We start from the raw sequence: 13,063 nt of genomic DNA, 5'->3' as shown, positions 1-13,063 counted from the left end.
GTTGAGGGCATTGGGGAAGAAAGCTTGGTTTAGTAAAAAGGCTGGAATATTCGCGCTTGCGATCGCCGTCGTCTCTTCAGGGTATTCACAGCCCGCGGTATGGGCAGCAAAGGGAGCGGCACCCGCCGTGTTAGATGATTACGAGAGCTATGGGAACGATGAAGGTTTGCAAGCCGCATGGAAATTAGACTGGTCCGATAAGGCTGGATCCGTCGCGATCGGAATCGGGCAAGGAAGCGGAAGCAAGACGCTGAAGCTGACGGTCGTCGACAAAACGGCGACATGGGCGAACGTTATGCATCCGATCGCGGAAGAACAAAGCGACGCCTCTTCCTTTGAAGGCATCACCTTCTGGCTCAATAACGAGACAGCCGACGGGAAGCCGCTCGATCTGGGGATGGAGCTGAAGACGAACGTTCCTAACGGAGCGTTCAATTTGAAGCAGAGCGGTACCGCGCAGCTGTCGGCGGCGGATGGAGAATGGAAGCCCTCTTCGTTCAATGCAGGCTCGTTGCATATCAATGCCGGATTCAAGGGCAATGTTCGTATCGCGTGGAGCGAGTTCAATCAAGCAGCCTGGCAATGCGGCGGGGATCAAACCCCATGTGCCGCGGTCATCGACTCTGGTAGTCTGACCGGACTTCAATTCGGGTATAACCCTTCCGCTCATGAAGGCAATACGATAGAGATCGACGACGCCGGGTTCTATGGGGCTACATCGTCGAACGGCAACGGCGGAACGCCGCCGGCCGAGCCGGCTAAACCTAAACCTGCGGAAGCGCCGAAAGCTCCGGTTTGGGCGACCGCATCGGGAACGCAAGAGCTGGCTTATAAACCAGCGCCGATCGATAATCCGCTGAAAGGCTTCATGCCGTTTCTGGACGCCGGCAAGGAAGGCTTCTTCAAGGAAGGAGACGACTGGCGCGACCGGCCGAGCCAAATGCCCTACAGCCTGGAGTTTTTCTACGAACCGCTAAGCGCGGTCATGCTCGGTATCGATAAGTTCGATTGGTCTCACTTCGACAAGCAATTAAACGATATCGCTTCTCGGGGACATCAAGCCGTGTTTCGGTTTTATATCGATTATCCCAACAAACCCTCGGGTATTCCGCAGTTTTTGCTTGACGGAGGGTTGAAGACGCGAGCATATACCGAATTCGAGAACGGGAAGGAAACGGCCAGCGTGTCGCCCGATTGGGACGATCCGAACCTCGTCTCGGCCATCGAGAAGTTCTCGGCGGCTCTTGGCGAACGTTATGACGGAGATCCGCGCGTCGGCTTCATCATGGTCGGGTTGATCGGCTTTTGGGGCGAATGGCATACGTATCCTTATGACGGATGGACGCCGAAGACGGATGCCGACGGCAAGGAACTGAAAGACGACAAAGGCGAAACGGTTCGACTGGCGAACTGGATGCCTTCAGAAGCGAACCAGAAGAAGGTGTTGGACGCCATGGACGACGCCTTCGACCAAACTCGACTCGTCGTGCGAAACCCGATAGCGAACGAAACGTTTCAGACCAAAAATTACGACATCGGCTATCATGACGATTCGTTCGCATTCCAAACCTTGCCGACTAGCATGGGCGGGCAGGATTGGCATTTCTGGGGGAGAGCGATCACCGCAGAGGATACGGATTTCTGGAAAACGCGCCCGATGGGAGGAGAGATGCGTCCGGAAATCCAAGTGCCGATGTGGAATAACGATCCTCCGAAGTATAACGATCCCGTTAAACCGATCGAAGGGGCTCAAGGCGAAGATTTTTACGACGCCGTCAATCTCACGCACGCCTCCTTCATGATGAATCAAGGAGTGTTCCAAATTCCGTTGCAGCCGGTCGCTCTCGGGCGGGCCCAAGAAGGCTCCCGCAGCTTAGGCTACGAGTATTCGGCGGTAAAATCCTATTTGAACGACTCCAACGGCTCGCTGAATATCGGCGTTGAAGTAGAGAATAAAGGAGTCGCTCCGTTCTATTACGACTGGCAGGTCGAGCTATCCGCCAAAGTAGGGAACAAAGTAGTGAAAACCTGGAGCACCGATTGGAAATTAAGCGGAATATTGCCTAACGACGCGAACGGGAATCATAACGTATTGTGGCAAGGGTCTTTCAAGCCGCAACTGACTTCCGGAGACTACGACATTTATTTGAGAGTCGTGAACCCGTTAGAGAAGACCACTTCCAAAGCCGTGAAGTTCCGTTTCGCGAACAAAGACCAATCCGCCGACGGTTGGCTGAAGCTGGGTAAAGTCACCGTCTCCGGGGCAAGCCGTTCCGGCGAATACGTCGTGAGGGCGGGTGACAACTTGTCCAAAATCGCGTCACGTATCGGCACGACATGGCAACGCATCCAAGCCCTTAACCGGTTGCCGAATCCCAATCTGATATATCCCGGACAAACGCTGAAGTTGCCGGAATAAACGAAGCGATAACCTCCATCCCGCCATAAACGGGGTGGAGGTTTTTTATTCTTAAATTTAGGGCATCGATTCTTGAATTGCGGGTCTATTCGATTCGCGCGGAATCATGTAACCTGAAATTACTATATAAAATGGGGGATCTGCATCCATGCGCAAACGTACGGTATTCGCCGTCTCGATGCTCGTCTTTGTAGGCGCTTTCTTGAGCGCGTGCTTTGGCAACGGGAATGAGGAGAAAGCTACCTCCTCGTTCGGGAGCGGTATGGACAAGTTCGTTAAGCTGAAAATGATTATGCCCGGAGACGAATCCCCGCGTATGAGGGAATTCGTGGATAACGAACTCAATGACAGGCTGAAGAAAGATTTGAATATGGAGCTTGATTTGACCTATATCCCATGGGCGAATTATCAGCAGAAGCTTGAAATGATCCTCTCTACGGGAGAAAAGTACGACTTATTCTGGTACGGGACTCCCTTCGTTTCCGGTTATATGTCCCAAGGCTACATTCAGCCGCTAGACGATTTGCTCGAACGATTCGGCCCGGATTTGATCGCGAACATTCCAAACGAGAATTTCAAGCTTCATCGTATAGAAGACAAGCAATGGGCGATTCCGTCCCAGGCGTTCACGTCCGCCGGCAAGTTTACGTCGGTGCTCGTTCGCCAGGATCTGCTTGAAGCGGTCGGCATGACCGAAATCGGAACGATCGCCGACCTGGAAGCGTTCTATGAAAAAATGCATGGCAAAGATCCCAGTTATTACGGCTATTTGGAAACGGATCGCGGCCTGGACATTCTATGGAGAGAAATTACGGACAAAAACTATACGATGCTGGACGAGCGTCAATTGTTCGCGGTAGACGAAGATTCGGGAGAACTCGTTAATTACGTGGAGTCCGAGCTTTATAAACAGACCGTTAAGCTTCGCGAGTCGTGGGTGGTTAAGGGGATAATCGATAAAAACCTCGTCGGTAATCCGGCAGCCAAGATCGACCAAGAAAACGCCGGAAAACTGCTCTTTCGCGTTGGCGCGGTTTCGCGCGCGATGGAAAATTGGCAGACGGCCCAGAAAGCCGATCCTAAAGCAAGGCTTCGCGAGTACTATTTGTCGCCTAACAAGCCCAAATATATTACCGCGCCTAGCAACGAGGCCTATATGATCCCTGTCGCCGCCGAAAACCCCGAGCGCGCCATGAAGTTCATGAACTGGATTCTGAAAAGCAAGGAAAACTACATGTATATCATTTACGGCGTAGAAGGCAAAGATTACGAGATCGATAACGGAAAAATCAGGCTCCTTACGAACGATCAGCTCATGTACGAGTGGATGTGGAGAAACACGAACTATTTTACCGCGCCAACGTTCGTTGACGATAAATTGGTCGACGACATGCTGAGAAACGACGATAACGCAAAAATCTCCAAACTGTTCGGCTTTCATTTTAACGAGGAACCCGTCAAGAGCGAACTGGCAAAGGTATTAACCGTTTATAAAGAAAAGTTCGAACCTATCAATTTCGGACTCGTCGGCTATGACGAAGGGTACGCGGATGCTATTCATTCCTTAAAGAAAGCAGGTCTTGATCGGGTTTACGAAGAAGTACGGAGTCAGTACGAGGCTTTCCGCAAGAAAACGAGGGACGAGCATGAATAATTTCGGCATATTCGCGAAGGTGACATCGACGCTATTTATATTGCTAACTCCGATTCTGATTTTGTACGCGATATCCAACAGGACAAGCGTGGGCTTACTGAAGGATGAAATTATGAAGGTCAAGCAAAACCAGATCGAGACGTTCGCGAGCCAGCTGGATCATACGTTGTTTCAACTGGATACTTATCAGAAAATGCTTTACGAGAGTACGGACGTTCGTAATTTGGCGTATCCGGATCTACTCGGCGATGTTCTGCAGAAGTACAGAACCGTTCGAACGGTATCCGAGGAGATCAATCGCCTTGCCGGGTATGGGGATTGGAAAGCCGTCATTGCCGTCTCTTATCCGAAGGCGGGAAACGTGATTAAAAGCAATTCGAGCCTGAACGCTTTGCCGTCGCGCCTGCCCGGCGGGGATATGTTATGGCAATATTTCGAGGATCCGGCCGGGTCGTATTTTATGGAAGTATTATCCTATCCGCGAAGCTCCGGCTCGCAAGACGATTCCGATATGCGGGTAATCGTAAAAATGGACGTGGCGGAAATCAAAAGCGCCTTATCCGATTTCAAAACTAACGGCTCCGGCGATCCGTTTCTGTACCAGCCAGGCAGAGCTCCGATTTACAATTATTCTTCGGATCGAAAGTTAATAGACGAACTGCTAGCCGGATTCAAACCTGAATTACCTATGGATGATGGATATTTTCTAAGCAAGGCAGGCCATTTAAGTTATCAAATCCACTATGAAAAGGTAGACTCGCTCGGTTGGTACGTCGTTGATTATGTTCCGATCTCGCAAATCATGGCACCGATCGAACGCAATCGTACGATGTTTTACGCCATTAGTTCAATGATGCTGTTCATGGCTATGTTTCTCGCATTCGTTGTATATCGTAACGTAAAGATTCCATTCCGCAAACTCATGCAAAGCATGAACCTGATCGAGAAAGGCATCTACTCCATCCGGATGAAAGACAGGCCGAAAGGAGAATTTCGATTTTTGTACGATCGCTTTAACTCGATGGCATCGCGGATCGAAGCATTGATCGAAGACGTCTTCAAGGAGCAGTTGCGCTCCAAGGAAGCCACGCTCAAGCAGCTTCAGTCGCAAATTAATCCGCACTTCCTATACAACACGCTCGCCTATATTAAGAGCATGATCGAACTGGACGAGAAGGAAGCGGCGATCGCGATGACGATGAACTTGAGCAAGTATTACCGCTACACGACGAAGACCGGGAAGAAGCTGGCCACGCTCGAGGAAGAATTGGACATGGTGTCCCATTATTTAGAAATCAATTGTTCGCTAATGGACGGTTTCGAGTACGAGGTTGAAGTCGAGCCCGACATGCTGCTGATGAGAGTTCCGCGTTTGATCTTGCAGCCGATCGTGGAAAACGTGATTTTGCATGGCTTCAAAAATCAAAGCGGATTCGGAATGATCCGCATCAAGGGAACAATGAATGGTCTTCACGCGCGATTAACGGTCGAAGATAGCGGCGTCGGGATTGAACAGTCCGCCATGGAGGCGATGAACGTTCGCATTCGGTCGGCTAACAACGAGGAAATCGAATCCGGCATGCAAAACGTGCATCAACGGATGAAGCTGATGTACGGCGATGGTTCGGGGCTTGTTCTTCGGGAATCGTCGCTTGGCGGCGTAAGCGCGGAGTTATCTTGGAATTGTGAGGAATAGGAAAGCGGACGGAAGGAGGGGATGTCTATGTACGAAATCTTGCTTGTGGATGATCACACGCATTTGGTCGATAGTCTGGCGATAGCTCTTCCATGGGAGCAAATGGGGATTACCGCGGTGCACAAGGCGTACTCCGGGGAGGAAGCACTGGAACTGCTAGTCTATCATTCCATTGATATTATCGTAACCGACATCCAAATGAACGGAATGAGCGGACTTGAACTCATCTCCAGCATCAACGAAAAGCGCCGCAATTTAAAGACGGTCATCCTGACCGGTCACGACGAATTTCAATACGCGAAAGAGGCGCTTCAGAATCGCGTTTCCGACTATTTACTCAAGCCCGTGCCTAATGACGAGCTTGAACTAACGTTGCGAAGACTCATCTCCGAGATCGAACAGGAAGGCAAACAGCTCGTCGATCAACAGAAAAGCGCCAATATGTTTCGCGAGAGCTTGCCAAGACTTCGCGAATCGTTATTACTGGACTTGCTCGCAGGGAAAACCTTTCCCGCGCCTTCCTTAAAGGAGAAAATTCGCCTGTACGATCTGAACTTCGAATTGGACGAATCCGCCGCCTTGCTCTGCATCAGGGTCGAAGAAGATTATTCGAATACCGACTTGTATAGCGTCTCTCTTCTGGAATACGCCTTGTGCAACATTACGGAAGAGGTGTTTGCCGAACATTATCGCATTTGGCAATGCAAGGATCCCTACGATTACTTCATCATGCTTGTTCAACCTCTGGAAGGCGCAAAGGGGGGCGATCCGGAAAACGTCATGCCCCTCGAAGATCTTGCCAGACACGTGCAACATCAAATTAAGCTCTACTTGAAAATGAAAGTGTCGATCGTCGTAAGCCATCACGGAAAGATCGTTCGCGATTTGGTCGGGATGTACCGCGCGACGTTATCTACGTATTCGGACTTTATCGGGTATCAGACGGAAAGCTACCTGAACGTAATCGAAGACCAGACGATGATCGAGCTTCGGCCTTTGTCTTCTCTGTACGCAACGCCCACGCTTATGCAGTTGATCGATGTCGAGCGATGGAGCGCGTTCGAACAAAAGCTAACGGAGATCTTCGACGAACTCGACAATCAAGCAGGCAACGCGAACGAATACGGATTCGAAATCTATACGGCCTTGCTCCAAACCTTCACTTATTACGTTCATAAAAAAGGGAAACGGTTTTTCGAGGTGTTCGGAAGGGATATCGACATGCTGCTGAAAGCGGATGCCAGTTGGAGCGCGGTGCCGTTGCGCGAGTGGGCATTGGTCAGTTTTAACCTGCTTAAAGCCTATAGCAACAATCGTTCCGACAATCTGCGGTCGGAACTAATGGACCGGGTATATCGTTTCGTGGCGGAGCGCTTAAGCGAAGTGACGTTGCAGTCGGTGGCCGATTACGTGCATTTGCATCCCGTTTACGTATCCAACCTGTTCAAGCAGGAAAGCGGCGAAAACTTCTCTACTTTCGTTCTGAGGTTACGAATGGATAAAGCCGTGCAGCTCCTTAAGAGCAAGGATCTTAAAGTGAGTCAAATCGCATTAGAGGTAGGGTATCAGAAGCCCCAATATTTCATCAAGTTATTTAAGAACCACTTCGGAATGACGCCTCAGGATTTCAAGAACAAGAATAGCGAAATTTAGTCAAGTTCCCTAACTGGGAATGATAGTTTGATAAAGACGTGGCGGCCGATAATCGGCTGCCTTTTCCAATGTAATGGGCTGATTAATACTATAATCGGTTTTGACGATCATGGGGATGGGAACTTTTTTTAGGCACTGTGTGTTATAGAGTATAAAACAAGTTAAGGAGGTGGCAGCTACGTCACAGGAGCATGAAAACGAAATGAAACGCATAGAGACGCTAATCCTCAGCGTGCAGAATGGGGAGCGGGAGAAGTTTGCGCTAATCGTCCAGAACTTTCAGCAGCATATTTTCCGCTACTGCTACCGGTTGCTCGGGAATAAGCAGGATGCCGAGGATGCAGTGCAAGATATTTTGGTTAAAGCATACGAGTCCATTCACCGGTACAAGCCTGCCGCAAGCTTTTCGTCTTGGCTATATCGCATCGCGGGAAACCATTGTCTCAATATGTTGCGCAGACGCCGAATACATCGGTTGGCAATGCGTATTCTTAGGCCTGGGTCAGATGCTGCAGGAGCTGAGCAGGAATACGAAGAGCGGCTGTACAGCTACCCGTTGGCCGAAGCTCTGTCGAGACTGCCGCCGGAGGACCGCAATTTGCTAGTTCTGCGGGTATTCGAGCAGCGCACTTTTGTGGAAATGAGTAGCATTTTAGGCATCAGCCCCAATGCCCTGCATAAGCGCATGGAGAAAATCAAATCGAAAGTTCGGGAAACGATGACAAAGGAGGGGTTTTCGTGCAACGATCCGGAATCCGAAATGATTACGAAGATCTGATCAAGGCTGCCGCCAGCGATGAAAGGCTACCAGTTATCGACGTCAAAGACCGGGTGATGGAGCGGATCAGCATCGGAAGGCGAAGCAGAGGCGGTTCCGGGCTTGGGTTTAGGCTCATGAGCCGAGCGGGAGCACTGACGATGCTGCTTGCGGCGCTGCTTGTTTCCGCGTCGGCTTACGCCGCTTCGGAGTGGATCCAGATTCGCAATGCGGCAGGCGTGGTCAAAGTCCAATACGAGCCGGATAACACTGCTCCGAAACCGGTGGCTCAGTGGAATCCTTATCAATGGAAAGCACTCAATTCAGCGAAGCCGGGCGAGATGGTCGCTTATTATGTAAATGGCCTGAACGACGAAGACGCTTCAAACGTCAATGATCCGATGAATTACGCATATAAGCTACGGCGGTTTACGTCCTACTCGGATTTTGTAAAGGAGATGCGCCGGACCTCGGTGCCGATACTACCAGAGAAAACCGGAGGATATACATTAAAATACGGCGACGTGACTCCCCGATATCCCTTGGCAGGTTCGGCTGTTTACAGGCAAACGCTTGGCGAACTGATGAATCAGGCGAACAATGCGGAGTCAGGGCAACGTTTCTTCGCGAAGTCGCTTCCGTGGACGGAAGCTGGCACTGTAGGTGCTACATATGCCAATGGACGCGCTTACGTCAGCTTCCAGATGATACTACTGCAGGGAGGTAATATGAAGGTAGAGCAAGGACCGGAAAACCAAACAGATAAGTTTACAATTGCAGGCAGGGCCGCCGTCTACAACGATGTAAAGAAAGAAAAAGGTAGCTATCACTATCTCAACTGGTACGACGAGAAGAGGGATGCATACTATACGCTTACGACATACGGGGAACACATACTAAGCCGGGAAAATCTGATTCTGCTGGCGGAAGAGTTAATCGAAAATGGGGTATGACCCAGTTTAATCTGGTAGCTCTATACAAACGGTTATTACCGTCCAAGGACGCGGAGCCGTTTACTTGTAAACGAGCAGACCTAGATGCCGCTTACCGTCCCAATGCCGGCGAGACCATTAACTGCTGTGATCAGAAGTTAATACTTAGGTAGGTAGCAGGAGTGAGATGGGGACTGAGTCATCCCTATCAAATACGATGGTTTTCAGTGTATTTTTGAAGCTCGTTCAAAAATAAAGCTGGATAAAGATGCTTTTTATTCCTATTGGTCTCCGTTTGTTCTATTTCCTTCATAAATTCGATCTATAGCGATGTTCTTCATCCTACTTTGATTGAAAAAGCGCTTGATAACTCCAATAGTGATGATTACCATTCTACTTTTGATCAAGTCTTACTGGAAGTATGCTTTAATCTCGAAGTGATGGACGGCGAAGCCGTTTTACTTGCCGCTTGTTTGTTGTTTATCAAAAATGTAACTTCAGGTTAATTTGCTAAAATCCGTTTATCAATCGATTGGCGTGTTTATAGTTTAGATAGATGCATGAGTTCCAATTAGCCGGTGCATCGCATCGATTCCCAAAATAAATGAATACAATCGCATGTTTCATACGTATTAAGAGGTTACAAACAATGATGAAGGGAAAGACGGCAGCCTTGTTACTTAATTTGTTTTTAGTCGCTATTTTAATTGTATTGACTGCTTTCTTCGTAGCAACGGAGTTTGCCATTATCAAGCTGCGTTCCAGCCGAGTCGATCAGATGGTGAATGAAGGTAAGAAAAACGCCATTGCGGTGAAGACGGTAACCAGTAATTTGGACGGCTATTTGTCCGCATGTCAGCTCGGTATTACGATTACCGCTTTAGGACTTGGATGGTTGGGGGAACCCACGGTAGAGAAGATCCTATATCCCTTATTCGAACAATTCGGAGTAGGAGATAACGCCGGCCACATTCTTTCATTCGTTATTGCATTCGTGTCGATTACCTTCTTACATGTGGTGCTAGGCGAGTTGGCACCCAAAACGGTCGCGATTCACAAGGCGGAGCAAATATCGCTCGTTACGGCGCCGCTTATCATTATTTTCTATAAAGTCATGTATCCCTTTATATGGGTTCTGAACGGTTCGGCAAACGCTTTAGTAAAAGTATTCGGGATGAAGCCGGCAAGCGAGCATGAGAATGCGCACTCGGAAGAAGAAATTCAGATTATTTTATCGGAGAGTTACGAGAGCGGGAAAATCAATAAGACGGAATATGGTTACGTTAGCCGGATATTTAAGTTTGATGAACTGCTGGCCAGAGAAATCATGGTACCTCGTACGGATATCGTTTGTTTATATGAAGACATGACCCTCGAAGAAAATATAGCAATTATTAAAAAAGAGCAATACACCCGTTTCCTGGTCGCAAAGGAAAGCAAAGACCATATCGTAGGGTTTATGAATACGAAACAGTTCTTCTTGAACTACGATAATAATCCTAACTTCGATTTCAAGTCGCTTATACAGCCGGTAATGTCGGTCCCGGATGTACTACCAGTCAAATCTCTGTTACTTAACATGCAGCAGGAACATGTTCATATTGCATTATTGCTTGATGAATATGGCGGGACATCGGGGTTAATTACTATCGAAGATATTTTGGAAGAAATCGTCGGAGAGATTCGCGATGAATTCGATAACGACGAGAAGAAGCCTATCGAATCGCTAGGGAATAATCGTTATTTAGTGGAAGGGGTAACATCTATCGACGATATTAACTTACAACTAGGCACTAATCTCGAACACGACGGCGTTGATTCGATCGGAGGCTGGTTATATAACAGAAAGCCGGATCTCGAGACGGGGATCGAGTGGCGTCACGAATCGTTTTCTTTCATTATTCGAGAAAAAGATAAGTACCGCATACGCAAAATGGAAATTATTAAATATAATTAATCAAATTAACAAACCAGCCTCCCTTACCAACGATTCCGTTGGGGGAGGCTGGTTTTGTTTAGGAGAACGATTAGGATAATTCCCATCTCGCCTTATTGTTTATTCAATCGCTGTCGATATATATAAAGCTTAATCGAGATCACGTAGTTTAATTGATTGTTGCAAATCGTTTTTCACATCTGAGAGGAGTAAATAAGCATGAGGAATTGGAGTTTCGGGACCAAAATCAGTCTAATTGTGATTGGGATATTGCTGGCATTTTCGACGGTTATCGCGTACGTCGCGATCGGTCAAATGCAGAACGGGATTAAAGCTTTCGCCGTCGAGAAGGCCAGAAGCGACTTGGAACTGGTTAACGAGCTTCTAATTTACAAATATCCGGGTGATTGGGAGATCAAGGGTGGTTCCCTATTCAAAGGCGACACGAAGATGAATGGAAATTCTGATATCGTTGACGGGATCGGAAACATAACGGGAGATACGGTAACGATTTTCCAAGCGGATATACGAGTGGCTACGAATGTCATGAAGGAGGGTCAAAGAGCAGTCGGAACCGCGGTCTCCGAGCAGATCAACGATGCGGTGTTAAAGAAAGGCGAAAATTTCTACGGCGAGGCTAATGTCGTAGGGCAAATCTATCAGGCGGCCTATCAACCGATCAGAAACGCGGATGGCGAGATCATAGGCATTCTTTACATCGGTGCTCCGCAAAATGTGATTAATGGCATTATTTCTTCTTTCATCAAGAACTTTACCTATGTTATTGGAGCGGCAATCATCGTCTCTATTTTATTAATCTTATGGTACATAAGAAGGATGAAGAAGAGAATCGGACTGATCTCCAATGCGATGGAGAACGCGGGTTTAGGTAATTTTACAACAATCATTAAGGATAAAACCGGCGATGAGATCGGCAAGCTAGGCACGAGTTTTAATGCATTCAGCCCTTGCTGGATCAACTCCCGCAGACTTGTTCTCATATCATCGGAGAAGGTCGTTGCTTCATCTAAGCAGCTTAAGACGATCGGGGAGCAGACAACCAAAGAATCCAAACAAATTATCGCATCCATCGAGCAAGTAGCGGCAGGTGCAGAGATTCAGACCAGCAGTACGGAAGAAAACTTGAAAGCGATGGAAGAAGTTTCGATCGGCATACAGAGAATCGCCGAGAATGCCTCCAGCATTTCGGAGTCTGCGCTAATTTCTAAGGTCCAGGCGGAGACAGGCGGAGAATATGTTCATAAAACGGTCCAGCAGATGAACGCCATTAATCACTCCGTTCAAGAAACCGATAACTTAATCAAATTACTTGACGATAAATCGAGAGCGATTGCCGAAATCCTTCAAAACATTAGAGCCATCTCAGGGCAAACGAACATATTGGCCCTGAATGCCGCCATTGAAGCGGTCAGAGCGGGCGAGCAAGGCAGAGGATTCGCGATTGTCTCTCAAGAAGTTAGAAAGCTGGCGGAGCAATCCGGACTCTCGTCAGACCGTATTGCGGATTTAATCCAAGAAATGACAAGTGACATGAAGCGCTCTATCGACGCCATGGCCCAAGTGATCCGCGAAGTTCGGACCGGAATTGATTTTGCTCATGAACTTGATCGTAATTTCAACCAAATTGTGCATTCAAACGTTCGCATCTCATCTCAAATCGAAGAGATGGCAGGAACGGCTGAACAAATCTCGGCGGGCGTTCAAGAAATAACGGCTTCGGTCTCCGAAATTGCACGAATTGCCAATGTTACAAGTTCCAGCTCCCATCGGGTGGTTGCTTCATCGACAGAGCAGTTGGGAGCGATTGAACAGATTGGCTCTTCATCGGCATCATTGTCCGAGGTTTCGAACGAGCTGCAGAAGTCGCTTGCCAAGTTCAAGATATAGTTGATTTTACCGGTGAAAATCAATTTTCAGAGCAATTAAACCAAAACAACCTCCTTACCGACGATTTCGTCGGGGGAGGCTGTTTTAGTTTAGGAGTACAAATTAGGA

General features: G+C 48.2%; 8 protein-coding genes. All 8 read left to right on the top strand.

All coding sequences use genetic code 11. The features are described 5' to 3' along the window. The first annotated feature begins 10 nt into the window (after positions 1-10). Positions 11-2,419, top strand: a complete 2,409-nt coding sequence (locus tag DFP95_RS29610) for a LysM peptidoglycan-binding domain-containing protein (protein WP_115992558.1) — start codon at positions 11-13, stop codon at positions 2,417-2,419. 148 nt (positions 2,420-2,567) lie between these two features. Then, complete coding sequence (locus DFP95_RS10470; protein ID WP_115992557.1) at positions 2,568-4,073, top strand: extracellular solute-binding protein; 1,506 nt, start codon at positions 2,568-2,570, stop codon at positions 4,071-4,073. Continuing rightward, positions 4,066-5,769, top strand: a complete 1,704-nt coding sequence (locus DFP95_RS10465) for a sensor histidine kinase (protein WP_115992556.1) — start codon at positions 4,066-4,068, stop codon at positions 5,767-5,769. The genes DFP95_RS10470 and DFP95_RS10465 overlap by 8 nt, the downstream gene beginning before the upstream one ends. A gap of 27 nt (positions 5,770-5,796) precedes the next feature. Beyond that, positions 5,797-7,422, top strand: coding sequence for a response regulator transcription factor (locus tag DFP95_RS10460; protein ID WP_181907346.1), 1,626 nt, complete (start codon positions 5,797-5,799; stop codon positions 7,420-7,422). Positions 7,423-7,624: 202 nt separating this feature from the next. Then, positions 7,625-8,200, top strand: coding sequence for an RNA polymerase sigma factor (locus DFP95_RS10455; protein ID WP_245987523.1), 576 nt, complete (start codon positions 7,625-7,627; stop codon positions 8,198-8,200). Further along, complete coding sequence (locus tag DFP95_RS10450) at positions 8,161-9,132, top strand: hypothetical protein (protein WP_115992553.1); 972 nt, start codon at positions 8,161-8,163, stop codon at positions 9,130-9,132. The genes DFP95_RS10455 and DFP95_RS10450 overlap by 40 nt, the downstream gene beginning before the upstream one ends. Before the next feature lie 628 nt (positions 9,133-9,760). Then, the gene (locus DFP95_RS10445; protein WP_245987522.1) at positions 9,761-11,068 is read left to right on the top strand and encodes a hemolysin family protein; all 1,308 of its coding nucleotides are present in this window, start codon (positions 9,761-9,763) and stop codon (positions 11,066-11,068) included. A 198-nt stretch (positions 11,069-11,266) separates the two neighbouring features. Further along, a complete protein-coding gene (locus DFP95_RS10440; protein WP_115992552.1) occupies positions 11,267-12,955 on the top strand; it encodes a methyl-accepting chemotaxis protein in 1,689 nt (562 codons plus the stop codon). The last annotated feature ends 108 nt before the right edge of the window (positions 12,956-13,063 follow it).

Origin of the sequence: Cohnella lupini (genome assembly GCF_003386205.1) — a bacterium.
In the GTDB taxonomy this organism is placed as follows: domain Bacteria; phylum Bacillota; class Bacilli; order Paenibacillales; family Paenibacillaceae; genus Cohnella; species Cohnella lupini.
The sequence above is the reverse complement of the archived record's forward strand: the minus strand, read 5'-3'. Positions and strand labels throughout refer to the sequence as shown.